The following is a 24,778-nucleotide window of genomic DNA, read 5'->3' as shown; positions in this document are numbered from 1 at the left end:
CTCTCTGTAACATTTCGCAACGATCATGACGAACACTCCCTCCCTCCTCAGGATTGTCCGTCATGGCTACTCCTTCCTTCACCGCCGCCCAGGCGCCCGCCAGTAGCGCCAAACCACAACTCGATAAAAAACCCGGTCTGCTGACCATCGTGGTGTTTTTTGCAGTACTGGGCTGCGGGCTGTTGTTCACGGCCTACAGCCTGATGCACGACATGAACGAACTCGGCACCGTGGTCACCACCTGGACGCCATTTCTGCTGCTGGGCGTGGCGCTGTTGATTGCCCTCGGCTTTGAGTTCGTCAACGGTTTCCACGACACCGCCAACGCCGTGGCCACAGTGATTTACACCAACTCCTTGCCGCCGAACTTCGCGGTGGCCTGGTCCGGGTTCTTCAACTTCCTCGGGGTGCTGCTGTCCAGCGGCGCGGTGGCGTTCGGCATCATCGCCCTGCTGCCGGTGGAGCTGATTCTGCAAGTCGGTTCCTCCGCCGGTTTCGCCATGATCTTCGCCCTGTTGATCGCCGCGATCCTGTGGAACCTCGGCACCTGGTGGCTGGGCTTGCCGGCGTCTTCGTCGCACACCCTGATCGGTTCGATCATTGGCGTCGGCGTCGCCAATGCCCTGATGCACGGGCGCGATGGCACCAGCGGCGTGGACTGGGCACAGGCGACCAAAATCGGTTACGCCCTGCTGTTGTCACCGCTGATCGGCTTTGGTTTTGCCGCGCTGTTGCTGCTGGCCCTGCGTGCTTTCGTCAAAAATCGCGCGTTGTACAAGGCACCCAAAGGCAACACGCCGCCACCGTGGTGGATTCGCGGCATGTTGATCGTCACCTGCACTGGCGTGTCGTTCGCCCACGGCTCCAACGACGGCCAGAAAGGCATGGGGCTGATCATGCTGATTCTGGTGGGCACCCTGCCGATGGCGTATGCGCTGAACCGCACGATGCCGGCGGACCAGGCGCTGCAGTTCGCCGCCGTGGCCGAAGTCACCCAGCAAGCGCTGGTCAAAAGTGCCCCGCTACCGGCGCCGGCCGACCCGCGCCCAGTGTTGTCCGATTACGTGCGCAGCAAAGAAGTCACGCCGCAACTGATCCCCGCCCTCGCCGCACTGGCCGGCAACATCGGTAACGAAGTGAAGGGTTACGGTTCGCTGTCGAAAGTCCCGGCCGAGGCCATGGGCAACGTGCGTAACGACATGTACCTGACCAGCGAAACCATTCGCCTGATGGACAAAAACAAGGTCGGCAATTTCGACGCCGACACCACCGGCAAGCTGCAATTGTTCAAGCAACAGATCGACAACGCCACGCGGTTCATTCCGTTGTGGGTGAAGATCGCCGTGGCCATCGCGCTGGGACTCGGCACCATGGTCGGCTGGAAGCGCATTGTGGTGACGGTCGGCGAGAAAATCGGCAAGACCCACCTGACTTACGCGCAGGGTGCTTCGGCGGAAACCGTGGCCATGCTGACCATCGGTGCTGCCGACATGTTCGGTCTGCCGGTGTCGACCACTCATGTGTTGTCGTCGGGGGTGGCCGGGACCATGGTCGCCAACGGTGGCGGGCTGCAGATGAAGACCATCCGCAATCTGCTGATGGCCTGGGTGTTGACCTTGCCGGCGGCGATTCTGTTGTCCGGCAGTTTGTATTGGCTGTTCACCCAACTCTTCTGATTAACCGCAGTTCCCATGTGGGAGTGAGCCTGCTCGCGATAGCGGTGCACCCGTCGACATCAATGTCGAATGTGCTGACGCCATCGCGAGCAGGCTCGCTCCCACATTTGACTGTGTTGTGCTTCAGGTAGTGGATTGGATCACTTGCCCCAACCAGTCCATGAACGCTCTGACCCGCAACGGCAAATGCCGTTGCCGGGCATACAGCAGCGAGACCTCCATGGACGGCGCGCTGAGCTGCGCCAACACCGCCACCAGTTCACCGCTGCGCAGGTGTTTTTGCATGCCGACTCATAACAGTCGGTGCTGTTCACCGTGACGCTGCCCGCCATCGGCACTCGATGCAGCTTGCCCTCTTCTTCGTACACAAAACCTTCCGAGCGCGCGCCCAGTACGCCGACGTAATGGATCAGCCGATGCTGCGCCAGGTCTTCGAGCCGTTCAGGCACGCCATAGCGCTCCAGATAGGCGGGGCTGGCGCAGTTGACCATGACAAAGTCGCACAAGCGGCGAGCGACCACTGATTGATCCGGCTGCGCGCCGACTCGAACCACGCAATCAAACCCTTCACTGAGCTTTTGATCGCCAGCACTTCGATTTTTTGATCAACAACGCTGGCATCGACCTGAATGCGAGCTTCGTTGACACCACCGTCGCTCAGTTCGATTTGCGGATGAATATCCATTTGAAGGGGCCGTTTTTTCTGACACAAAACCTGCTGCCGCTGATCGCGGACGGTGGGCGAATCCGCAATGTGTCCAGCGGTCTGACCCGCTTCAGCCTGCCGGGTTACGACGCTTACGCAGCAATGGAGGGAGCGATGGAAGTGCTGACGCGTTATCAGGCCAAGGAGCTCGGTGCCCGCGGTATTTCCGTGAACACCCTGGCGCCGGGCAGCCAGTGGATCAACGGGCAGCGCGTCGAGGCGTCGGGCGGAGTGTTTTTGTAATAAACCGGCAGAATCAAAAGATCGTCCGAGCGTAGCCCGGACGATCTTTTTTTTATCCCTCGAAAGCCTGGCGCATCACCAAACGCTCGCGCACCACGTCATACGCCCAGTGGTAAACGTAGGTGTACGGCAGGAAAAACAGCAACACACCAATATCCAGCAGGAACGCCTGCCACAGGCTGATGTTCAGCCACCAGGCAATCAGCGGCACACCGACCGCGACCAGACCGCCTTCGAACAATAGCGCATGGACCACACGTACCCAGGCGTTACGCACGATCTGCAAGCGATCGAGCAAGCGGTCGAACAGGCCGTTGAAGACCACGTTCCAAGCCAGGGCAAGGGCCGCGATGGCCATGGTCACGAGGCCCATGTCGAGCATCGGTTTATCCATGATCCAGGCCAGCAACGGGGTACAGATCAGGATGGCCAACAGTTCGAAACCGACGGCCTGGAAAATACGTTCAGTGATGGATTTGTTGGCGCTCATGACCGACTCCTCTGAGTGACTGTGGTTGCCATGATCTGTCATCACACCGATACTTCACAGCCAATAACCATCGACCAAGGCGATAGTTCATGGCATCTCACGAAGTGTTGCAGGCCTTCGTTCAGGCGGCGACTCAAGGCTCGTTTTCTGCTGCGGCACGCAAGCTTGGCCGCAGTCAATCGACCATCAGTGCGGCGGTGGCCAGCCTGGAAATCGATCTGAACCTGACCCTGTTCGACCGCACCACCCGCAAGCCCGGCCTGACGCCGGCCGGGCACGTCATGCTGCAACGGGCCGAGGAGATTCTGGCCGCCACCAGCCGTCTGGAAATGACCGCCAGCCAACTGTCCCAGGGCGTCGAGGCGAAACTGACGGTGGCGATTTCCGACACTTACCAGTCCGACCGATTCGAAGCAGCACTGAGTGCGTTCGAGCAGCGTTATCCGGAGCTGGAACTCGAATGCCTGATTGCCGAATGCGATGACCTGATAGCGCTGGTGCAAAGCGGTCGAGCGCATGTCGCGTTCGCCGAGATGCAAGACATTTACCCGCCGGACCTGGTCAGTTCAACGGTCGATGAACGCACCGAAATTGCGCTGTTCGTGTCCCATGAACATCCGTTGGCGAGGCTGAAAAATGTCGATCAGCAGGTGCTGCAACAGCATCGGGAACTGCGGCTGGCGACTATCGTGAATCCGTATGAAAGCCGGGCGAAGGGGCGCGTCTGGTCGGCGCCGAGTTACTTGATGCTGCTGGAAATGGCCCAGGGTGGATTCGGCTGGGCGCCGTTGCCGCGTTGGCTGGTGGGGCGGTTTGGGGCGGGAACACTGGTGGAGCTGGACGTGCGCGGCTATCCGAAACTGGTTTTCGTCGATGCACTGTGGTCGCGACTGCATCCACCGGGGCCGGCGGGGAGTTGGTTATTAAGCAAAATGTTGGAATAGCGGCGCTGCTCTTCGCGGGCAAGCCCGCTCCCACAGGAATTGATGGCGTACACAAATTTTGTGGCCGACGCGATCCACTGTGGGAGCAGGCTTGCCCGCGAAGAGGCCCGCATACCCACCGCACACTTTGGATCAACCCAACGTCTTTAGCCGCGCTTCAAGAAACCGCCGCTCCGGCACCTGTTGCGTCAGCTCCAGCGCGCGCTCATACGCCGCCCTCGCCTCTTCAACCCGCCCCAACTGCCGACAAAACTCCGCCCGCGCCGAGTGCGCCAAGTGGTAATCCAACAGTTCTCCGCGATCCAGAATGGCTTCAACCAACACCAGCCCCGCCAACGGCCCATCCCGTTTGGAGATCGCCGCCGCACGGTTCAATTCGATCACCGGCGAGGGCACCAACGCCAACAGCACGTCATACAAACCCACAATTTCCAGCCAATCCGTTTCCGCCGCCGTGGGCCCTTCGGCATGTACCGCCGCTATCGCAGCTTGCAGGCAATAAGGTCCGAATTGCCGAGTCGTCAGCGCCCGCTCGACCAACGCGCCACCTTCAGCAATCATCTGGGCGTCCCACAACGAACGATCCTGTTCATCCAGCACGATTAACTCCCCGCTCGCTGAAGTCCGGGCCGGGCGTCGGGATTCATGCAGCAGCATCAGTGCCAGCAGCCCCATCACCTCGGGTTCGGGCAGCAGTTCCATCAACAAACGCGCGAGCCGAATCGCCTCGCGGGTCAATTCCTCACGGGTCAGTTCCGCACCAACGGACGCGGAATAGCCTTCGTTGAACACCAGGTAAATCACCCGCAGCACGCTGTCGAGACGCTCAGGCAACTCGGCCAGGGAAGGCACTTGATAGGGAATTTTTGCGTCACGGATTTTGGCTTTGGCACGCACGATGCGCTGGGCAATGGTGGCCGGTGCAGACAGAAAGGCCCGGGCGATTTCCTCTGTGGTCAGGTCGCACACTTCGCGCAGCGTCAACGGCACCTGGGCGTCCGCCGCCAGTGCCGGGTGACAACAGGTGAAAATCAGGCGCAAGCGATCGTCTTCCACGTCTTCGTCACTCCAGTCGGCCTGCTCCAGCGTCTCCAGTTGAGCGATCAACATCGGCCGGGACGCATTGAAGCGTGCGCGCCGACGCAACACATCGATGGCCTTGAAGCGCCCGGTGGAGACCAGCCAGGTGCGCGGATTGTCCGGCACGCCGTCACGTTGCCAGCGTTCGACAGCGACGAAAAATGCCTCGTGCAAGGCCTCTTCGGCGAGGTCGAAATCGCCGAGCAAGCGGATCAGGGTCGCCAGAATCCGCCGCGAATCTTCGCGGTAAACCTGCTCGACCCGAGCCGTAACCGACGCATCTGGCATCAGTCCGGCATGCCTTCGGTCACCAGCGTCACCAGTCGATCCAGGCTTTGCCCCCAGCCATCGTGAAACCCCATGGCCTCATGGGCCTGGCGATCTTCTTCGGACCAGTGCATGGCGCGAGCGGTGTAAAGCGTCTTGCCGTCCCGGTCTTCAAGCGTCACTTCAGCTGACATGAAGGGTTTGCCCGAAGGGATCCAGCCGGGAACGAACGCGTCAGTGAAGACCAGCCGCTCAGGGGCGACGATCTCCAGGAAGACCCCCATGGTCGGGTACTCGGTGCCGTCCGGCGCACGCATCAGGGTGCGAAACTGGCCGCCCACCCACAGGTCCATTTCGCACTCGGGGGTGGTCATGCCGTGAGGTCCCCACCACTGGACGAGCAAGGCCGGCTCGGTCCAGGCGCGGAAGATTTTGCGGCGCGGCGCATCAATCAGACGACTGATGGACAACTCGAACGCGGCGGGCTTTCTGTAAACGGGTTGCGGACTCATGGGGATCTCCTGTTTTTTGATTTTTATTCAGGGATTCAACTGGCGAACGGGACGCACCTCGACACAGCCGACCCGGGCCGCCGGAATGTTACCGGCGACCTGGAGTGCGTCGTTGAGGTCCTTGGCATCGATCAGGTAGAAGCCGGCCAACTGCTCCTTGGTTTCGGCGAACGGGCCGTCGGTGATCGACATTTTCCCGTTACGCATGCGTACAGTGGTCGCAGTCTGGACCGACTCCAGAGCCTCGGCCGAAATCATCCGGCCACTGCCCTCGATTGCCTCGGCATAGGCCATGCACTCGGCGTCATTGGGGCTTTCGGGCAGCGAGTGCAACTCGTGCTCGCTGCTGTAGACAAGGCATAGATATTTCATGTGGCACTCCCTGATCGAGCTGATCAACTATGGCTGCAGATTGGCGCTTCTGTGAATAAAACCGACGATCAGGGTTCCAGATTGAACAGCGCCGCGCCGCTCGTCATGTCGAATGGGGCTGACCAGTGTTCGTGAACGATGCGCCATTGCCCATCGTCGCGCCGATAGCAGGCAGTCACGCGCATCCAGCAGGCCTGGGTTTCGCCTTTCTCGTTGGTGCCGCCGCAATGGGCCAGCCAATGGGCAAAGGCGATGTGTTCGTCCGCCACGATGTTCATATGATCGAAGTCAAACTTGTGCGCGCCCTGGCATATTTCCATGCACTCCAGCCAATGCGCGCGGTAGGCCGCTTTGCCCCGAAATTGCAGGGCCTTGACCGCGTCGTAGGAGACGATGTCGTCGGCATACAAGGTCATGAGTTTCTCGACATCCTTGGCGATGACTGCCTGGCGATAGGTGTCGATCAGGGTCTGGATTTCGTTGGTAGCGTTCATCGTGGTTCTCCGCGGTTTTTGTTGTGAAGACACCTCTAGTCGTCTGGCGAAAAGCCAAATCGACAACCCAAATAAAAATAATCCACGGACGCAAACTCGCTAGAATCCGAAACACATTTAGGTTGGAAAAAGGACACTCCAGTGACAACCCGACTCGTGCCTTACGAAAGCCTGAACGCGCGCCAGCGCCAGCAGGTCGAGGCCATCGAAGTTCACAAAGAACAGATCAAGTTCTCCGGCGACATCCACGGTGCGTTGCACACCCTGCTGTCCAGACCCGGCCCCGGCGTCAAAGGATTTGCCCTGCTGGCCGAGGATATTCCCGTCGCCTTCCTGCTGCTCAAACGCCCGCCGGTGCTGCCCGCCTGGGCCGATGAGCACAGCGCCACCTTGCATGCGCTGCAAGTCGATCACCGGGCGCAGGGCAAAGGGTATGGCAAGGCCTGCCTGCAAGCGCTGCCCGAGGTTGCGCGTCAGGCCTGGCCGGAAATCAGGGGGCTGGAATTGTCGGTGGATGCCGACAACGCATCGGCCATCGCGCTCTACGCAAAATTCGGCTGGGTCGACAGCGGCGAAGCCTACAAGGGCCGGATCGGTTACGAACGGCGCATGGGTCTGATTTTCTGAGGTGGTTATGCTCAACAGCATTGAAGAACTGGAAGCAATCTACGGACGTCCCCACGACCGCGCCGTGCGCAAGCAAATCACCTTTTTGAACGAGGACTATCAAGCGATGGTCCGCGCTTCGCCGCTGGTGATCGTAAGCTCGGTCGGCCCCGACGGCATCGACGGCTCGCCACGAGGTGACACGCCGGGTTTCGTGCGGATCATCGATGACCAGACCCTGGCGATCCCGGATCGGCCAGGCAACAACCGCATCGACACGTTGCGCAATGTGGTGCTCGATTCGCGGGTGTCGCTGCTGTTCATCATTCCAGGGATTGGCGAGACGTTGCGGGTCAACGGCATGGCGCAGATCAGCGCCGAGCCGGCGTTACTGGAGAGCTTTGCGGTCAATGGCAAACCGGCGCGCACGGTGATGCTGGTGACAGTGGACGCGGCGTATTTCCATTGCTCCAAGGCCATCGTTCGTTCGGATTTGTGGAACCCTGAGAAGCATCTGGAACGCTCGGCGCTGCCGACAGCGGGTGCGTTTCACAAGCGTCTGAATGATGGGCAGTTCGATGCCGAGGCGTATGACCGGGAAGCGCCGACTCGGGTGCGCGATAGCCTCTACTGATAGGGCTGACTTCACGACATTTGATCTCCACTGTTTGATAGAGATTCGTTACAACTCCAGCACCATCTCATGCCACGCCATGCCGCCATGGTCCGAGGCGGAAGGCTTGATGTAGGCAAACCCAAACCCGCTGTACAAGGGAATATGCCGCTCCTTGCACATCAAATGGATGCTGGTCTTGCCCAGCGCCCGCATCCGCTCGATGAACTCGCCCATCAAGCGTTTCGCCAAGCCCTGCCCCTGATAGTCCGGATGGACCACCACCGACATGATCACCACGTGCGGGCCGGCCGGGTCGTGGCCGATCAGTTCCTTGAACGCCTCGTCCGACATTTCCACCTGAAATGCCGCACCGGAATTGATGAAACCGGCGACAACGCCGTTCACTTCGGCGACGATGAAACCCTCGGGCCACGTGGCAATACGGGTAGCGATTTTCTCACGGGTTGCAGCTTCATCGCCTTCATAGGCAACGGTTTCGATGGCGTAGCAGCGGTCCAGATCGGCAGGCGTGACGTGGCGGATGACGGTGTTCATGGCGACTCGGGATCAGCGTTGAGAAGGTCGCCGATCATAAATGAGCTTCAGCGCGACATCGAGAGGCGAATCACTGATATTCCATCAACCGATTTCCTTCGGACAAATTTGTTTACATAGTCGCTGGACAGTTTGCCCCATCAGCCCTTACATTCCGCCACAGGTCACCGCAGTGACCAGCGTCGCTCGGACGGTTCCGGGCGCTCACGTTATCCGAGGCAACAATGGCTAACCCAGGTTCGCCGCGCCGCTTTGCGCGCATAGATCGACTCCCCCCTTACGTATTCAACATCACTGCCGAGCTGAAGATGGCCGCGCGTCGTCGTGGCGAAGACATCATCGACTTCAGCATGGGCAACCCCGATGGCCCGACCCCGCCGCACATCGTCGAAAAACTGGTCACCGTCGCCCAGCGCGAAGACACCCACGGCTACTCGACGTCCAAGGGCATTCCGCGCCTGCGCCGGGCAATTTCCAATTGGTACAAGGATCGTTACGAGGTCGACATCGACCCGGAAAGCGAAGCCATTGTCACCATCGGTTCCAAGGAAGGCCTGGCGCATTTGATGCTGGCCACCCTCGACCAGGGCGACACCGTGCTGGTGCCGAACCCGAGCTACCCGATTCACATCTACGGTGCGGTGATTGCCGGCGCCCAGGTGCGTTCAGTGCCGTTGATTCCGGGCGTGGATTTCTTCGCCGAACTGGAAAGCGCCATTCGTGGCTCGATCCCGAAGCCGAAAATGATGATCCTCGGCTTCCCGTCGAATCCCACGGCTCAATGCGTTGAGCTGGATTTCTTCGAGCGGGTGATCGCCCTCGCCAAGCAGTACGACGTTTTGGTGGTGCACGACCTGGCCTACGCCGACATCGTCTACGACGGCTGGAAAGCGCCTTCGATCATGCAAGTGCCGGGAGCCAAGGACATTGCGGTGGAGTTTTTCACCCTGTCCAAGAGCTACAACATGGCGGGCTGGCGTATCGGTTTCATGGTCGGCAACGCCGAACTGGTCAACGCCCTGGCGCGGATCAAGAGTTACCACGACTACGGCACGTTCACCCCGCTGCAAGTCGCGGCCATTGCGGCGCTGGAAGGCGATCAGCAGTGCGTCAAAGACATCGCCGAACAGTATCGTCAGCGTCGCAACGTGCTGGTCAAAGGTCTGCATGAACTGGGCTGGATGGTCGAGAACCCGAAAGCGGCGATGTACGTCTGGGCCAAGATTCCCGAGGCGTATGCGCACCTGGGCTCGCTGGAATTCGCCAAGAAAATGCTGGCCGAGGCCAAGGTCTGCGTCTCGCCGGGTGTGGGGTTTGGTGAGTATGGCGATGATCATGTGCGCTTTGCGCTGATCGAAAACCAGGACCGGATTCGTCAGGCTGTTCGCGGGATTCGCGGGATGTTCCGGGCGGATGGGTTGATTCAGAAAGCCAACGCCTGATTTATCAAGCAGACACAAAAAAACCGCAGCGATGCGGTTTTTTTGTGCTTGATCGTTCCCACGCTCTGCGTGGGAACGATCAGTGCAGTGTGTTTAGACGAACATCGACAACAGCAGGATAAAGCCCAGCGCAACGATGGACAGGATGGTTTCCATCGCGGTCCAGGTCTTGAAGGTTTCCGCCACGGTCATGTTGAAGTACTGCTTCACCAGCCAGAAACCCGCGTCGTTGACGTGAGACAGGATCAACGAGCCAGCACCGGTAGCCAGTACCAGCAGCTCACGGTTCACACCCGGAATCATCCCCACCACCGGCACCACAATGCCCGCGCCGGTAATGGTTGCCACGGTTGCCGAACCGGTCGCGATACGAATCACCGCCGCCACCAGCCAGGCCAGCAGGATCGGCGAAATCTGTGCGTTCACCGCCATGTGGCCGATCACGTCACCCACGCCGCTGGTCACCAGCATCTGCTTGAAGCCACCACCGGCACCGATGATCAGGATGATCGCGGCGGTCGGCGCAAGGCTGGCGTCGAGCAACTTCAGAATCTTGTTGGAACCCATGCCCTGACGGTGCCCGAAGGTGTACAGCGACAGCAGCAACGCCAGCAGCAGCGCCGAGATCGGGTGACCGACCAGGTCCATGAAAGAACGCGCGAAATTGCCTTCCGGCAGGACCACGTCGGCAAAGGTCTTGAGCAACATCAGGAACACCGGCAGCAGCACGGTGATCAGGGTGATGCTGAAGCTCGGCAGATCAGCCGACTCTGGCTCGCGAGCCAGTTGATCCACCAGTTCCTGGTTAGGATGGCCGGGGATGTATTTGGCAATGAAGGTGCCGTAGATCGGGCCGGCGATAATGGCCGTCGGCAGCGCAACGATCAGGCCGTACAGAATGGTTTTACCGATGTCGGCACCGAACACGCCAATGGCCAGCAGCGGGCCCGGGTGCGGCGGAACCAGACCGTGCACGGCGGACAGACCGGCCAGCAACGGGATACCGATTTTGATGATCGACACGCCGGTACGCCGGGCAACGATGAACACCAGCGGGATCAGCAGCACGAAACCGATTTCGAAGAACAGCGGAATGCCGACCAGGAACGCCGCGAACATCATGGCCCACTGCACTTTGTCCTTGCCGAACGCGCGAATCAGCGTCTGGGCAATCTGATCCGCCCCGCCCGACTCGGCCATCATTTTGCCGAGCATGGTGCCCAGCGCGAGGATGATCCCGACGAAACCGAGCACCCCACCGAAGCCGTCCTGGAACGCCTTGATGATGGTGCCGATCGGCATGCCGGAGGTCAGCCCGAGAAAGGCTGCGGCAATGATCAGGGCAATGAAGGGGTGAAACTTGAACTTGGTGATCAGGACAATAAGCCCGATCACCGTGACCACTGCATCGAGCAGCAGGAACGTCTCGTGGGACATGCCAAACATTAGGGGTGTCTCCTGGTTGTTGTTGTTATTAAAGCGGGGAATTCAGTGGCCATCAGGACAGCGCTACCTCTTCGGGCAAAACTCATACGGCGTGTTTCAGGCCATGAGCCTGCCACCAGACATGAGCTTGCTTCGCCAATTGGTCGACGCTGTGGTTCGAAGCGTCCAGAGCCAGGGTCAGGGGCTCGCCCACGGGAGATTCAAGGGTAGCGAACTGGCTTTCGATCAACGTCGAGGGCATGAAGTGGCCCGGCCGATGAGACACACGATCGGCAGCGACTTCCGGGGTCAGTTCAAGGAACACGAAGCCCAGGCCCGGCAAGGCGCTGCGCAGACGTTCGCGGTAAATGTGTTTGAGGGCCGAGCAGGTCAGCACCGGGCGTTGGCCCTTGGCGTCGACGCGGCGCAGTTCATCGCACAGGCTGTCGAGCCAGCCGGCACGGTCTTCGTCGTTCAGGGGGATCCCCGCGCTCATCTTTTCGATATTGGCAGCAGGGTGGAAAGTGTCGCCTTCAATGGCGGTCGCGCCGCTGAGTTGGCACAAGACCTCGCTGACGCAAGTCTTGCCGCAACCGGCAACGCCCATGATGACCAGGGCGGTGATGGGATGAGTCATGTAACACCTCAGCGCGCAGACAGCGCTACCTTTGCTGGTTATGACACTAGAGCAAAAGCAGAAGTTGCCAACGCCTTCTTGTCATTTTTGTGGGTTGCAGCATGTTCGTTCCCAACGCCAAAAAACGGGATCAGACAAACCCCGCTCACGCATTGCAGCTGCGTCGAGACAGCGCTACCTTAGTGCCTCGAATTTTGTTTGGCAAGCCGTCCGATGATCTCCCCTAAAAACGATAAAAATACGCGCACCACTGGCCGCCCTACCCTGAACGAAGTTGCACGCCTGGCCGGTGTCAGCCCGATAACCGCCTCTCGAGTCCTGCGCGGGGTCAGCACAGTGGCCACCGAACTGGTGGAAAAGGTGCAGAAAGCAGCGCTTGAGCTCAACTACGTGGTCAACCCTGCCGCCCGCGCGTTAGCCTCGGCCCAGAGCCATTCGGTGGTGGTTTTGGTGCCGTCGCTGTCCAACTTATTGTTCATCGACACCCTGGAAGCCATTCATCAGGTTTTACGCCCCAAGGGTTTCGAAGTGCTGATCGGCAACTTCCACTACTCCCGCGATGAAGAAGAAAACCTGCTGCGCAATTACATGGCCTATCAGCCTCGCGGTTTGCTGCTGACCGGTTTCGACCGCACCGAAAGTTCGCGCCGGATGATCGAAGCGAGCAACATTCCCTGCGTGTACATGATGGAACTGGACAGCGCGGCCGGGCTCAATTGCGTGGGTTTTTCGCAACTCGCTGCCGGAGAAACCGCCGCGCAGCATTTGCTGTCACGCGGTCGCAAGCGCCTGGCTTATATCGGCGCACAACTCGACCAACGCACCCTGCTGCGTGGCGAAGGTTTTCGCAAAGCCGTGCAAAAAGCCGGTTTGTATGACCCTGATCTGGAAGTACTGACCCCGCGTGCTTCGTCCGTCGGGCTGGGTGGCGAGTTGTTTCTGCAGCTGATGGCCAGTCATCCGGATGTCGATGCGATCTTCTTTGGTAACGACGACCTGGCCCAGGGTGCGTTGCTCGAAGCCATGCGGTGCGGGATCAAAATCCCCGAACGGGTGGCGATCCTCGGGTTTAACGATCTGCCGGCGTCAGAACATATGGTGCCGCGACTGAGCAGCATCAGCACCCCGCGCGAGGCCATTGGCCGTCGTTCGGCGGAATTGATGCTGACCTTGCTCGCGGGGAATTTGGTGGCTAGACCGGTGCAGGACATGGGGTTTGAGTTGAAGGTGCGCGAAAGCACCTGACGCTTTGATCATTCCCACGCTCCGTGTGGGAATGCCTCAATGGACGCTCTGCGTTCGCTTGGGACGCGGAGCGTCCCGGGCTGCATTCCCACGCAGAGCGTGGGAACGATCGGCTTACCGCTCAGCGCCCCCGGTGCCGACGAACTGGAACCGCTCCATCACGTTCATGCTCAGGTGGAGCATCGCCAGCACATCATCCTGCGGCGCACTGAGCACTTCGACTTCCAATAGCGGATGACGCTCGGCAATGACCTTGATCGTGGCCATCAAACGCCTCTTGTCGATGTCTGCCACCACGCCAATCGACAACTTGCTTTCCAATCCCAGCGACAACTCGATCGCATGCACCTGCAATTGCTTGAGCAGTTCGGTGATCAGCCGCGCATGCGGCACCAAAGCGCTGGCCATCGCCGTCGGCACCGTCAAACGTCGCATCGCCCATGCCGTGGGTTTTCAACTAACCTTGATAGTGTTCCTCATCCCGTTGATCGCCTGGTGGATGAACATCAGCTGGTGCAAGCCTTTGTGCTGGACCTAGCGCTGATCATTTTCATCCCGTGCTATACCTTCGCGTTCAACTGGCTGTTGGACCGTACGTTCGGTTTGCCGGCCTCGGCGCTGCCGGATCCGGTTTGAAAACACTGAATACCTGTTAGATTCCTGAAGCGTCGAATCGCTAATGGAGTAGCTCAATGGAACACGCACTGAAGATTCTGGGTAAAGCCTCGTCAATCAACGTCAGAAAAGTCCTGTGGACTTGTGAGGAACTGGGTGTTGCCTACGAACGTGAGGACTGGGGCGGCGGTTATGCGTCGACTCACACACCGGAGTTTCTCAGGCTCAATCCCAACGCCCTGGTGCCCGTGATCATTGATGAGGCCGGCGTGCTGTGGGAGTCCAACACCATCTGCCGCTATCTGGCCGGCAAACACCACAACACTGATCTGCTACCCCACGAACCGGCGGCGCGCGCGCGCGTGGAGCAGTGGATGGATTGGCAAGCCACCGAACTGAATGCCTCCTGGAGCTATGCGTTCACGGCGTTGGTACGCAAAGATCCGGAGTTCCAGGACCCGCATCATATTGCCGCCGGTGTACACGGCTGGAACCAGAAGATGGGCATCCTCGAACATCAGCTCGCAATCACCAAAGCTTTTGTCGCCGGGCCACGGTTCACCCTGGCCGACATCGTCATCGGGTTGGCCGTCAATCGCTGGTTGATGACACCGATGGAGCGCCCCGACTACCCGGCCATCGACGAGTACTTCCAGCGGTTGGCACAACGCCCGGGATTCCTCAAACATGGCTGCAACGGCCTGCCTTGAGGGCTCGGGCGCTACAATCAGTCAAAAGCATTTATTGCAATAAATTGGCGAATCTCGGGGCACAGTCTCCGAGATTCACAATCATTCATTTCCGATAGCAGCCTAAGCTTTTCCATCAATAAGAAATGGATCGGCCCATGACTGCTCACTCCCCCGCCGTCTCGACCCTCTGGCGGCTGGTGGCGCTGCTATCCATCGGTGGTTTTTTTGAGCTCTATGACCTGTTCCAGACCGCCTACATCAGCCCCGGCCTGATTCGCGACGGTATCTTCGCCACCGGCAGCCAAGGCGTGTTCGGTTTCTCCGATCAGGCAGCCTTTGCCTCGGCGACGTTTCTGGGATTGTTCCTGGGTGAGTTCCTCGCTTCGCTCTGACAGAGTTCAGCGGCACCACTCTTTTGTAACAACTGGCGAAGCCTGCGTTCGCCAGCTGTTACAGAGTGTGTTGTGGATTAACTTATCTGCAAGGTCGAATTGAACTGACTGATCGCATCCACCACATACCGCGAGCCCTGCTGAATTTCCAGGATCACCTCCCCCGCCTCGTTCGCCAGTTCTACCCCGAGGCCGGTTCGACTCAAACTTGACTGCATGCTCGATACCGCACTCAACGACAAATCGTGGTTCTTGCGCACCACCTCGACGATCTCCAGTGTCGCCTGGCTGGTTCGCGCGGCAAGGCTGCGGACCTCATCGGCGACCACCGCAAAACCGCGCCCGTGTTCGCCGGCCCGGGCTGCTTCAATCGCGGCATTGAGCGCCAGCAAGTTGGTCTGATCGGCAATGCCGCGAATGGTCTGGACGATGGTGCCAATGATGTCGGACTGTTTACTGACGGCGTCGATGCTCAGCGCCGCTTCGTTCAAGTCTTTGGAAATGTCCTGGATGATCTGCACGGTTTGCTGCACTACCTGAGAACCTTTCTGCGCACAGGCGTCGTTCTGTACCGAGGTGCTGTGGGCCGATTCCGCTGCAGTTTGCAGAGTGGTCACTTGATTTGTGATGTCAGTGGCGAACTTGACCACTTTGTACAGCCGGCCCTTCGCGTCGAACAACGGGTTGTAGGAAGCTTCCAGGAAAACCGTATGACCCTGCTTGTCTTTGCGCTCGAAACGGTGCGAGTGATATTCGCCGCGATTGAGTGAAGCCCAGAACGCTTTGTAAGTCTGTGAGTCGGCTTCGACGCGGTGGCAAAACAGACTGTGGTGCTGACCCGCCACTTCGGCTAGCGAGTAATGCATGGTTTTCAGGAAGTTTTCATTGGCAGTGATCACCTTGCCTTCGGGGGTGAATTCGATCACGGCCATGGAACGACCGATCGCTGCGAGCATGCTCTCGTTTTCGTGCTCCTTGTCGACCCTGGCGGAGATGTCACTGGCAACTTTGATCACACTCCGGACCTGCCGATCAGGGCCGAACACCGGCATGTAACTGGCTTCGAGCCAAACCTCTTTGCCATGTTTGTTCAAGCGTAAAAAGGTCCCGCTGACCGGTTCGCCGCGGGCCAGGTCACGCCACAATTTGGCGTAGGCCTCGCTGCGGCAGAACGTTTCTTCGCAAAATATCCGGTGGTGCTTGCCGCGCACTTCTTCGGCGCCGTAGCCCATGGCACTGCAAAAATTATCGTTGGCATCGAGCACGATGCCCTCGGGGGAGAATTCAATCATCGCCATTGAACGGCTGACAGCGGCCAGCTTGGCATTGGCGTCGGTCACCGCGTTGCGCAATCGTTCAATTTCCAGCAGGTCAGCCTTGTGATGCAGGTTAAACATGGTCGTATCACCTTAAGCGCGTCTTTTTTGATAGATGAAAGTTCTTCGGTCTTTCAACGGTCCACCACTACGTTCCATGGAACAGGCACACGCATCCCTCACAGGAAGGACATGTCAGGTGATAAATGATGTTCAATCGGAGGGTCCATACAGCAACGCTCTTATCAAGACATCCTTCTCTTGATAGCCCGGGTCGGGCCAGCCCTAACGTTTTGACGTATTGCTCAGTGCCGGTGCCTTGGGTTGCGCACTCTTGAGGCGTGTATCACGGTCTTCATATTGCGACCGACATAGCTAGTTACGCCTCAGCATAGCCAGCACTGATGCAGACGCAAGGCCACTAGTCGGCCACTAGTCGGCCACTATCGAGGACAAAATCGATTCAGCGGAGTTTCAAGAGGGTTGTTCAGTGGCCAAGCGACGGTGGGCGGTATCGAAATAATGAGGCATGGCGTTGCTCAGATCGGGGACCTGTGCAATGGAGCAGGGATTTTTTGCAGATTTTTTAACGATCATTCCCACGCTCTGCGAGGGAATAGCCGTGACGCTTCGCGTCAGGAGGCATTCCCACGCGGGAGCGCGGGAACGATTAATCAGCGGGGGATCAATGACCGAACACATCCACCTTCTTGGCCTTCTTGTCCGCGCGTTTTTCATCGGCGGTTTTCGCCGGTTTCTTCTTTGCCGCTTTTTTTGAATCCATGCCTTTGGCCATGATACGTACTCCACTCATACGGGATGTGAGATCAGGTATACACCTATCCCCGCGCCCGCGTTCTTTTATAATCGCCCGCTTCGCACACCGACAGTCCAAGACCATGCCCAACACCCAATACACCTTGCTCGCCGAGCCTTTGTGGCCCTTGATGAACAAGTTTTACCGCGCTCATCAATCGCCGATGAAAGCCGTCCGCGACGCTCAACTCTGGGTGGCCAGGCGCGATGAAATCATTGGCGCACTGAGTTTGCGGCCGGTGGCCGACGGGCATTGGCTGACGGGTCTGTTTGTCGATCCGGCCTGCCGTGAACAGGGCATCGCCGCGTCGTTGATCGCCCAGGCCGTCAAGAACATTGAAGGCCCGGTCTGGCTGTTTTGTCATCCGGACTTGCGCGGTTTTTATGAACGTCGCGGTTTTACTTTCGACCCGTCCCTGCCCTACTCGATGGCTGAACGCTTGAGCCGTTATGCACGCAGCAAACCGATGATCGCCATGGGCTTAGAACCGTTGATGAGCTCACCCATCGATAAAGTGTGATCGAGCGGTGATCGCTGCGTGCTAGCCACGGGTTCGACTTCAACTTCTCAGGGACCGTCATCCGCAGCAGAGCCTGCAGTTCTTTGGTTTGGGACCGAACCAGACGGTCATCGAAATCACGCCCGGCAACGGTTGGTACAGCGAATTGCTGGCGCCGCTGCGTTCTTCAAGGTGTTGAAACCGGGTGGCGTGCTCGGTGTGGTGGATCACCGGGCCAAGGACGGGGCGTCGCTCGCAGACATCAAGCACAGCGGTTACCTGACCACCGATTACGTGGTGAAACTGGCCACCGATGCGGGCTTCAAGCTTGAGGCGCAGAGCGAGATCAATGCCAATCCGAAGGACACCAAGAATTATCCTGAAGGCGTCTGGACGCTGCCGCCGGCGTTGACGTTGGGGGAGAAGGATCGGGCGAAGTACGTGGCGATCGGTGAGTCGGACCGGATGACGTTGCGGTTTGTTAAACCCGCGAAGTGATGAGCTGAAACCTAATGGAGATCACCCTGTGGGAGCGAGCCTGCTCGCGAAGGCGGCGTGTCAGTCAATATCAATATCGGCTGACATGGCCTCTTCGCGAGCAGGCTCGCTCCCACATTGGTTTGAGATGTATCTGAATCAGTCGTCCGCGTTGGGGTCCAGATCCGGGAACATCACTTCAGTAAACCCGAACTTGCTGAAGTCACTGATCCGCGACGGGTATAACCGGCCGATCAGGTGATCGCATTCATGCTGCACCACCCGCGCATGGAACCCCTCGGCGATGCGCACGATAGGATTGCCCTTGGGATCAACACCTTCGTAGCGAATCTGCTGATAACGATCTACCGCGCCACGCAGGCCGGGCACCGACAGGCAGCCTTCGAAACCCTCTTCGAGCGTCGGGCTCAACGGCGTGATCAGCGGATTGATCAGAATGGTTTGCGGCACCGCTTCGGCATCCGGATAGCGCTCGCTGTGCTCGAAACCGAAGATCACTAATTGCAGATCGACGCCGATTTGTGGCGCGGCCAGGCCGACGCCGCCAACGCTTTCCATGGTCTGGAACATGTCGTCGATCAGTTGCCACAGCTCAGGGCTGTCGAACATTTCGGCCGGAACCGGCGGGGCAATGCGCAGCAGGCGCTCGTCACCCATTTTCAGAATTTCACGGATCATTTTATGACTTCGTCAGTGGTCGGCTTGATCGAGTGATCCCGACCCAGTCCCGAAACATGATGTTTGGGTTCGTGATCGAGCTCGCCGGGGACTTTTTCGCCATCATTTTTGCCTTCGGTCGACATGTGCTCGATCACCGCATTCATCTCCGCGCCGAGCAACAGCACTGCTGCGGAAATATAGAAGTACAGCAACAGCACGATGATCGCGCCGATACTGCCATACATGGCGTTGTAGTCAGCGAATGTTTTGACGTACAGACCGAAGCCCACCGAAGCAAGGATCCACACCACCACGGCCAGCACCGAACCGGGGGTGATAAAGCGAAACTCCTGTTTGACGTCGGGCATGACGTAGTAAATCAGCGCCACCGCCATCATCAATAAAATCACCACCACCGGCCAGCGAACGATGGTCCAGACGGTCACGATAAAATCTTCGAGGCCCACTTGCGCAGCGATCCAGCCCATCACCTGCGGCCCGAGCACCATCAGCGCAGCGGCGATCAGCAGCATGCCTGCGATACCAATGGTGTAGAAAATCGACAGCGGGAAACGCTTCCACACCGGGCGGCCTTCGACTACGTCGTAGGCTGCGTTCATCGCACTCATCATAAGCCGCACACCGGCGGACGCGGTCCACAAGGCAATCACGATACCAATCGACAGCAAGCCACCCTTGGATTGCTGGAGCTGATCGATCACCGGGTTCACCTGTTCCAGCGCCTGGGGCGGCAGCACCAGTTCCGATTGCAGGCGCAACCAGGAGAAGAAGTCCGGCAGGTGCAGGAAACCGATCAGGGCAATCAGGAACAGAATGAAGGGGAACAGCGAAAACAGCATTTGATAGGCCAGCGCCGAGGCATAGGTCGACATCTCGTCGTCGACGAACTCGGTGATCGTGCGCACCATGACACGGTGCAGGCGCAAACCTTTCATGTGTGGAAAAAACATTAGCGTCTCCTTTCGCCGCAAATTTGGTCGAAGTCGTGGCGACTCAGGGACCGTTTTCTACATCAAAGTAGCTTACTTGGCGACTTTGAAACAATTTCCGTCCGCAAGTTCAGGCTGACACAAAAACGGCCATCCGCGGATGGCCGTTTCTTTTACTTATCCAAGGCCGAATCAAGCCTTGTCGACGCCTTTCTTGACGGCATCCTTGGCTTTGCCCACTGCTTGCTGAGCTTCGCCTTTCTTTTCCTGCACCACGCCTTCGGCGCGCATTTTATCGTTACCGGTTGCCTTGCCAACGCCTTGTTTGACGTTGCCGGCGGCTTCGTTGGCCATGCCTTTAACTTTATCGCCAGTGCTACCCATGATGGTTGTCCTGTAAACAATTCAACGAGGAAAGTGGTTACACAAAGATTGACCGGGGACGTTTGCACGGAGTTTCATTTATTTTCACCACGACATTTCATCGTTCAGTGCAGGTTGGGCTTTATGTTTGCCGACCAACCCCCGAGAATGCGCAACGTATTCAGGCCATGGCGCTGAAGATCCAATCCCGTAGGAATGTTATGAAACTCGATAAAAAGCAGGCCATTGCCCGCAGAAACCAGGAACTCGGCGGTGCTGTGCTTGGCGTCAACAACTGCCATTTCACCGAATTGAACCGTAACCGCAACATCTGGTGGTTCGATATCCCGGTCGCGCGCCTGGCCATTGGTCAGTACGAATGGGTTCACCTGCTGATGCACACGCCGGATACCGACGAACTGCTGCACCTGAAAGTACCGACGGTGTTCCTGCGCGAGAAGCTTGAAGGCCTGGTGGTGCGCAACGAAGGCAAGCGCAAGGCTGCCTTGAGCCTGGAATTGAGCGCGGATAAAGATTCGTACTTGCAGGACATGCGCCCGGCGGGCACCAACGTCAATTTCGCGCAGTTCCGCCTGTAAAAAGCAAAAGCTTCGCGAGCAGGCTCGCTCACATTTGATCGCATGATCGTTCCCACGCTCTGCGTGGGAATGCCGCCACGGACGCTCCGCGTCCGATACTGGACGCAGAGCGTCCCGGGATGCGTTACCACGCAGAGCGTGGGAACGAGCAGCAAGATCAAAAAAGCCCCGCATCTGCGGGGCTTTGTGGTCGCTAGGCGCCTACTTTCTTCGCGTTCAGTTTCTTCAACTCTTCATCACGCAGCTCGCGGCGCAAAATCTTGCCGACGTTGGTGGTCGGCAGCGCATCGCGAAACTCCACGGAACGCGGAACCTTGTAGCCGGTGACGTTGGCGCGCATGTGCTCCATCACCTGTTCCTTGGTCAACGTCACGCCCGGTTTGGCGACGATGAAGATCTTGATCGCCTCACCCGACTTCTCGTCCGGCACGCCGATGGCCGCGCATTGCAGCACACCCGGCAAGGTCGCCAGCACGTCTTCCAGTTCGTTGGGGTAAACGTTGAAGCCGGAGACCAGGATCATGTCTTTCTTGCGATCGACAATGCGCATGTAACCGTCAGGCTGGATCACCGCAATGTCACCGGTCTTCAACCAGCCTTCGCTGTCGAGGATTTCATCGGTGGCGTCCTGGCGCTGCCAGTAGCCCTTCATCACCTGCGGACCTTTCACACACAACTCGCCGATCTCGCCCAACGGCTGTTCAACGCCGGCATCGTCGATGATTTTGCACAGCGTCGACGGCACCGGAATACCGATGGTGCCGATCTGGATCTTCTGGATCGGATTGACGGTGGCCACCGGGCTGGTTTCGGTCATGCCGTAACCTTCACAGATTGCACAACCGGTGACCGCCTTCCAGCGTTCAGCCGCTGCCAGTTGCAGCGCCATACCGCCCGACAAGGTGACCTTCAACGCGGAGAAATCCAGCTTGCGGAAGCCTTCGTTGTTGCACAGCGCCACAAACAACGTGTTCAGACCGACGAAGCCGCTGAACTTCCACTTCGACAGTTCCTTGACCATCGCCGTCAAGTCGCGCGGGTTGCTGATCAGGATGTTGTGGTTGCCGATCAGCATCATCGCCATGCAATGAAAGGTGAAGGCATAGATGTGGTACAGCGGCAGCGGCGTGATCAGGATTTCGCAACCTTCATTGAGGTTCGAACCCATCAGCGCCTTGCACTGCAGCATGTTCGCCACCAGGTTGCGGTGGGTCAGCATTGCGCCTTTGGCCACGCCGGTGGTGCCGCCGGTGTATTGCAGCACGGCAACATCACTGCTGGCCGGGTTGACTTCAGTCACTGGCTGGCCATGGCCCTTGCTCAGCACGTCGTTGAACTTGATGGCCTTGGGCAAGTGATACGCCGGGACCATCTTCTTCACGTACTTGATGACGCTGTTGACCAGCAGGCGCTTGAGCGGCGGCAGCAGGTCGGCCACTTCGGTGACGATCACGTGCTTGACGCCGGTTTTCGGCACGACGGTCTGGGCCAGATGCGCCATGTTGGCCAGGCAGACCAGGGCTTTGGCACCGGAATCGTTGAATTGGTGTTCCATTTCCCGCGCGGTGTACAGCGGATTGGTGTTGACCACGATCAGCCCGGCGCGGATGGCACCGAAGACGGCGACCGGGTACTGCAACACGTTGGGCAGCTGCACGGCGATTCGATCGCCCGGCTGCAAGTCGGTATGCTGTTGCAGGTAAGCGGCAAAGGCACCGGACAATTCGTACAGCTCACCGTAGGTGATTGTCTTGCCCAGGTTACTGAATGCCGGTTTGTCGGCGAAGCGTTGGCAGGACTGCTTCAACACCGCCTGAATATTCGGATACTCGTCTGGATTGATGTCGGCAGCAATCCCGGCAGGGTACTTATCCTTCCAAAAGTCTTCGATCATGGAAGCCCACTCCTCAGCAACGCGAATTCATCACCGCATTTGATGCGATTATTATTGGTGTGTGTTTGTTGGTGAGTCTGGCTCTTATATAGGCCGAGAAGTCACAAAGCGCGCCGAGAGTAGCAGCTTTGCCGAGGGCCGACTAGAGCCAAAAGCCGCCTCTACAGTCACGTTTTTGACTCATGATAATCAAATAGTCATTTTTAGAGCAAAGATTCTATAGCGCCTTGAAAGCCTCTGAAATCTTGGCTTTAGGCCCCTTAAAAGCTTCGCGGGCAAGCCCGCTTCCACAGGTTCGATGTTGTTCACAAAAGGGTGAACGACGCGAAATCTGTGGGAGCGTGGCTTGCCCGCGATCCGCGCAAAGCGCGGCCATTCAACGATCAGGCGATATCGCGCAACTCCCGCCGCAAGATCTTGCCCACCGGCGTCATCGGCAACGACTCACGCAAGACGATGTGCTTGGGGATCTTGTACGCCGTGAAGTTTTCCTTGCAGTAGGCCTTCAGCTCTTCAAGGCTGACACCCGACTCACGGGCTACCACAAACAGCTTCACCGCCTCCCCCGAACGCTCGTCCGGCACGCCTATGACCGCGCAGTTGGCGACTTTCGGGTGAGCCATCACCACATCTTCGATCTCGTTCGGGTACACGTTGAAACCCGAGACGATGATCATGTCTTTCTTGCGATCGACGATACGCACAAAGCCGTCCAGGTCGATCACCGCGATGTCGCCCGACTTGAACCAGCCTTCGGCATCCAGCACTTCGGCGGTGGCTTCGGGTTTCTGCCAGTAGCCCTTCATGATCTGCGGGCCCTTGATGCACAGTTCGCCGCGCTCGCCCAAGGGCTGTTCGACGCCTTCATCGTTGATGACTTTCAGCGTGGTGCCCGGCACCGGCAAGCCGACCGTGCCGAGGCGCGACTTGTCGCCGTACGGGTTGGTGCAGGCCACCGGCGAGGTTTCGGTCAGGCCGTAACCTTCGGTGATGCGGCAACCGGTGAGCTGCTCCCAGCGCTCGGCGGTGGCCTTGACCAGTGCGGTGCCGCCGGAGTTGGTGAGTTTGAGGCTGGAGAAATCCAGGGTCTTGAAGTCCGGATGGTCCATCAGCGCGACAAACAGCGTGTTGAGCCCCAACAATGCCGAGAACCGCCAGTTCTTCAGTTCCTTGATGAAGCCGCCAATGTCTCGCGGATTGGTGATCAGCACGTTGTGGTTGCCCGAAACCATCATGCACATGCAATTCGCGGTGAACGCATAGATGTGGTACAGCGGCAACGGCGCGACCATCACCTCCTGCCCTTCGCGCAACAGCGGCTGGCCGTCACTGCCCAACTGCTCCAGGCACGCCCGCACCTGCTGCATATTGGCCACCAGGTTGCCGTGAGTCAGCATCGCGCCCTTGGCCAACCCGGTGGTGCCGCCGGTGTATTGCAACACGGCGATGTCGTCGAGGCCGACCTTCAGCGGCTTGATGCCCAGGCCCCGGCCCAGGCGCAGCGCGCTCTTGAAGGAAGTGGCTTGGGGCAAGGAATAGGCCGGGACCATTTTCTTGACCTTGCTCACCACGGTATTGACCAGCCAACCCTTGGCGCCGGGCATCAGGTCGCCCATCTTCGCTTCGATCAGGTACTGGATGTCGGTGTCCGGCAGCACTTCCTGGACTTTCTGCCCGAACATGTTCAGGTACACCAGCGCTCGGGCACCGGAGTCCTTGAACTGATGACGCATCTCCCGCGCGGTGTACAGCGGGTTGGTGTTGACCACGATCAGCCCGGCGCGCAAGGCACCGAACACGGCAATCGGGTAATGCAGGACGTTGGGCATCTGTACCGCGATGCGATCCCCCGGCACCAGGTCGGTGTGGGCTTGCAGGTAACCGGCGAAGGCTGCGCTGTAGCGCTCCAGTTCGGCGTAGGTCAGGGTTACGCCCATGTTGCTGAATGCCGGGCGGTCTGCGAATTTCTTGCAGGAACGCTCGAACACCTCGATCACCGACTTATAAGCCCCAAGGTCGATATCCAGGGGCACGCCGGCCGGGCGTTTGTCATTCCAGAAATCAGGTTGCATTGTTCTTGTCCTCTTTACCTGAACCTATCCGGGGCCGCTTTTCTGTCACTTTTGAATAGCGGAGCTTCACGGACACTAGCAGCTATGGCGAATCAGGCAAA

22 protein-coding genes and 8 pseudogenes are annotated in these 24,778 nt (G+C 58.6%); 13 read left to right on the top strand and 17 right to left on the bottom strand.

Going from position 1 to position 24,778, the window contains the following annotated elements; genetic code table 11:
• Positions 1–62 precede the first annotated feature (62 nt).
• The gene (locus tag FQ185_RS10290; RefSeq protein WP_149417336.1) at positions 63–1,676 is read left to right on the top strand and encodes an inorganic phosphate transporter; all 1,614 of its coding nucleotides are present in this window, start codon (positions 63–65) and stop codon (positions 1,674–1,676) included.
• 123 nt (positions 1,677–1,799) lie between these two features.
• On the opposite strand, the pseudogene FQ185_RS31055 reads toward FQ185_RS10290, so the two are convergent.
• Positions 1,800–2,251: pseudogene (locus FQ185_RS31055) on the bottom strand (LysR substrate-binding domain-containing protein); the annotation flags it as partial.
• Positions 2,252–2,253: 2 nt separating this feature from the next.
• On the opposite strand from FQ185_RS31055, the pseudogene FQ185_RS10280 reads away from it, so the two are divergent.
• Positions 2,254–2,625 (top strand): annotated as a pseudogene (locus FQ185_RS10280) (SDR family oxidoreductase); the annotation flags it as partial.
• 52 nt (positions 2,626–2,677) lie between these two features.
• On the opposite strand, the gene FQ185_RS10275 reads toward FQ185_RS10280, so the two are convergent.
• Positions 2,678–3,115 (bottom strand): multidrug/biocide efflux PACE transporter, encoded by a 438-nt coding sequence (locus FQ185_RS10275; protein WP_149417334.1) that lies wholly within the window; start codon positions 3,113–3,115, stop codon positions 2,678–2,680.
• A gap of 89 nt (positions 3,116–3,204) precedes the next feature.
• On the opposite strand from FQ185_RS10275, the gene FQ185_RS10270 reads away from it, so the two are divergent.
• Positions 3,205–4,059, top strand: a complete 855-nt coding sequence (locus FQ185_RS10270; RefSeq protein WP_149417333.1) for a LysR family transcriptional regulator — start codon at positions 3,205–3,207, stop codon at positions 4,057–4,059.
• 132 nt (positions 4,060–4,191) lie between these two features.
• Here the strand turns inward: FQ185_RS10270 and FQ185_RS10265 are convergent, their stop codons facing one another.
• The 4 genes from FQ185_RS10265 to FQ185_RS10250 form a co-directional block, all read right to left on the bottom strand.
• Positions 4,192–5,427, bottom strand: a complete 1,236-nt coding sequence (locus FQ185_RS10265; protein ID WP_149417332.1) for an RNA polymerase sigma factor — start codon at positions 5,425–5,427, stop codon at positions 4,192–4,194.
• Positions 5,427–5,918, bottom strand: a complete 492-nt coding sequence (locus FQ185_RS10260) for an SRPBCC family protein (RefSeq protein WP_149417331.1) — start codon at positions 5,916–5,918, stop codon at positions 5,427–5,429. Before FQ185_RS10260 ends, FQ185_RS10265 begins: the two co-directional genes overlap by 1 nt.
• 27 nt (positions 5,919–5,945) lie before the next feature.
• A complete protein-coding gene (locus FQ185_RS10255) occupies positions 5,946–6,290 on the bottom strand; it encodes a YciI family protein (RefSeq protein ID WP_149417330.1) in 345 nt (114 codons plus the stop codon).
• A gap of 68 nt (positions 6,291–6,358) precedes the next feature.
• A complete protein-coding gene (locus tag FQ185_RS10250) occupies positions 6,359–6,784 on the bottom strand; it encodes an SgcJ/EcaC family oxidoreductase (protein WP_149417329.1) in 426 nt (141 codons plus the stop codon).
• 141 nt (positions 6,785–6,925) lie between these two features.
• Between FQ185_RS10250 and FQ185_RS10245 the strand changes: the two genes are divergently transcribed.
• Together FQ185_RS10245 and FQ185_RS10240 are read left to right on the top strand one after the other, a co-directional pair.
• Positions 6,926–7,411 (top strand): N-acetyltransferase, encoded by a 486-nt coding sequence (locus FQ185_RS10245; protein WP_149417328.1) that lies wholly within the window; start codon positions 6,926–6,928, stop codon positions 7,409–7,411.
• Positions 7,412–7,418: 7 nt separating this feature from the next.
• Positions 7,419–8,024, top strand: coding sequence for a pyridoxamine 5'-phosphate oxidase family protein (locus tag FQ185_RS10240; RefSeq protein WP_149417327.1), 606 nt, complete (start codon positions 7,419–7,421; stop codon positions 8,022–8,024).
• Between the two features lie 48 nt (positions 8,025–8,072).
• Here the strand turns inward: FQ185_RS10240 and FQ185_RS10235 are convergent, their stop codons facing one another.
• Positions 8,073–8,561 carry a GNAT family N-acetyltransferase gene (locus tag FQ185_RS10235; protein WP_149417326.1) on the bottom strand — a complete coding sequence of 163 codons (489 nt, stop codon included), beginning with the start codon at positions 8,559–8,561 and terminating at the stop codon, positions 8,073–8,075.
• Between the two features lie 224 nt (positions 8,562–8,785).
• On the opposite strand from FQ185_RS10235, the gene alaC reads away from it, so the two are divergent.
• Entirely contained in the window at positions 8,786–10,003 is a 1,218-nt protein-coding gene (alaC, locus tag FQ185_RS10230) for an alanine transaminase (RefSeq protein WP_149417325.1), read from the top strand.
• Between the two features lie 93 nt (positions 10,004–10,096).
• On the opposite strand, the gene FQ185_RS10225 is transcribed toward alaC, so the two are convergent.
• Together FQ185_RS10225 and FQ185_RS10220 are read right to left on the bottom strand one after the other, a co-directional pair.
• The gene (locus FQ185_RS10225; RefSeq protein ID WP_149417324.1) at positions 10,097–11,449 is read right to left on the bottom strand and encodes a GntP family permease; all 1,353 of its coding nucleotides are present in this window, start codon (positions 11,447–11,449) and stop codon (positions 10,097–10,099) included.
• An 82-nt stretch (positions 11,450–11,531) separates the two neighbouring features.
• A complete protein-coding gene (locus FQ185_RS10220) occupies positions 11,532–12,065 on the bottom strand; it encodes a gluconokinase (RefSeq protein ID WP_149417323.1) in 534 nt (177 codons plus the stop codon).
• Between the two features lie 213 nt (positions 12,066–12,278).
• On the opposite strand from FQ185_RS10220, the gene FQ185_RS10215 reads away from it, so the two are divergent.
• Entirely contained in the window at positions 12,279–13,310 is a 1,032-nt protein-coding gene (locus FQ185_RS10215; RefSeq protein WP_149417322.1) for a LacI family DNA-binding transcriptional regulator, read from the top strand.
• A 132-nt stretch (positions 13,311–13,442) separates the two neighbouring features.
• Here FQ185_RS10215 and FQ185_RS10210 read toward each other — a convergent pair.
• A pseudogene (locus FQ185_RS10210) lies at positions 13,443–13,727 on the bottom strand (LysR family transcriptional regulator); the annotation flags it as partial.
• 10 nt (positions 13,728–13,737) lie between these two features.
• Between FQ185_RS10210 and FQ185_RS10205 the strand changes: the two are divergent.
• The 3 genes and pseudogenes from FQ185_RS10205 to FQ185_RS10195 all read left to right on the top strand — a co-directional run.
• Positions 13,738–13,946: pseudogene (locus FQ185_RS10205) on the top strand (PACE efflux transporter); the annotation flags it as partial.
• A 56-nt stretch (positions 13,947–14,002) separates the two neighbouring features.
• Positions 14,003–14,635 carry a glutathione S-transferase family protein gene (locus tag FQ185_RS10200; RefSeq protein WP_149417321.1) on the top strand — a complete coding sequence of 211 codons (633 nt, stop codon included), beginning with the start codon at positions 14,003–14,005 and terminating at the stop codon, positions 14,633–14,635.
• Positions 14,636–14,760: 125 nt separating this feature from the next.
• A pseudogene (locus tag FQ185_RS10195) lies at positions 14,761–15,003 on the top strand (MFS transporter); the annotation flags it as partial.
• 83 nt (positions 15,004–15,086) lie between these two features.
• Here FQ185_RS10195 and FQ185_RS31050 read toward each other — a convergent pair.
• Positions 15,087–15,518, bottom strand: a pseudogene (locus tag FQ185_RS31050) (methyl-accepting chemotaxis protein); the annotation flags it as partial.
• 111 nt (positions 15,519–15,629) lie between these two features.
• Positions 15,630–16,301: pseudogene (locus FQ185_RS31045) on the bottom strand (PAS domain-containing protein); the annotation flags it as partial.
• 923 nt (positions 16,302–17,224) lie between these two features.
• Between FQ185_RS31045 and FQ185_RS10185 the strand changes: the two are divergent.
• Together FQ185_RS10185 and FQ185_RS10180 are read left to right on the top strand one after the other, a co-directional pair.
• Complete coding sequence (locus FQ185_RS10185) at positions 17,225–17,662, top strand: GNAT family N-acetyltransferase (RefSeq protein ID WP_149417319.1); 438 nt, start codon at positions 17,225–17,227, stop codon at positions 17,660–17,662.
• A gap of 55 nt (positions 17,663–17,717) precedes the next feature.
• Positions 17,718–18,139, top strand: a pseudogene (locus tag FQ185_RS10180) (class I SAM-dependent methyltransferase); the annotation flags it as partial.
• A gap of 138 nt (positions 18,140–18,277) precedes the next feature.
• On the opposite strand, the gene def reads toward FQ185_RS10180, so the two are convergent.
• The 3 genes from def to FQ185_RS10160 form a co-directional block, all read right to left on the bottom strand.
• Positions 18,278–18,817 carry a peptide deformylase gene (def, locus tag FQ185_RS10170; RefSeq protein ID WP_149417317.1) on the bottom strand — a complete coding sequence of 180 codons (540 nt, stop codon included), beginning with the start codon at positions 18,815–18,817 and terminating at the stop codon, positions 18,278–18,280.
• Positions 18,814–19,770, bottom strand: a complete 957-nt coding sequence (locus FQ185_RS10165) for a YihY/virulence factor BrkB family protein (RefSeq protein WP_149417316.1) — start codon at positions 19,768–19,770, stop codon at positions 18,814–18,816. The genes def and FQ185_RS10165 overlap by 4 nt, the downstream gene beginning before the upstream one ends.
• A 171-nt stretch (positions 19,771–19,941) precedes the next feature.
• A complete protein-coding gene (locus tag FQ185_RS10160) occupies positions 19,942–20,133 on the bottom strand; it encodes a CsbD family protein (protein ID WP_046816634.1) in 192 nt (63 codons plus the stop codon).
• 200 nt (positions 20,134–20,333) lie between these two features.
• On the opposite strand from FQ185_RS10160, the gene FQ185_RS10155 reads away from it, so the two are divergent.
• Positions 20,334–20,711 carry a hypothetical protein gene (locus FQ185_RS10155; protein ID WP_033056806.1) on the top strand — a complete coding sequence of 126 codons (378 nt, stop codon included), beginning with the start codon at positions 20,334–20,336 and terminating at the stop codon, positions 20,709–20,711.
• A gap of 193 nt (positions 20,712–20,904) precedes the next feature.
• Here the strand turns inward: FQ185_RS10155 and fadD1 are convergent, their stop codons facing one another.
• Both fadD1 and fadD2 read right to left on the bottom strand, forming a co-directional pair.
• Entirely contained in the window at positions 20,905–22,605 is a 1,701-nt protein-coding gene (gene fadD1, locus FQ185_RS10150) for a long-chain-fatty-acid--CoA ligase FadD1 (RefSeq protein WP_149417315.1), read from the bottom strand.
• Positions 22,606–22,988: 383 nt separating this feature from the next.
• Positions 22,989–24,677, bottom strand: coding sequence for a long-chain-fatty-acid--CoA ligase FadD2 (fadD2, locus tag FQ185_RS10145; RefSeq protein WP_149417314.1), 1,689 nt, complete (start codon positions 24,675–24,677; stop codon positions 22,989–22,991).
• Positions 24,678–24,778 lie beyond the last annotated feature (101 nt).

Origin of the sequence: Pseudomonas sp. ANT_H12B (assembly GCF_008369325.1) — a bacterium.
GTDB lineage: Bacteria > Pseudomonadota > Gammaproteobacteria > Pseudomonadales > Pseudomonadaceae > Aquipseudomonas.
Note: the sequence above shows the minus strand (reverse complement) of the source record. Positions and strands in the feature narration are given on the sequence as shown.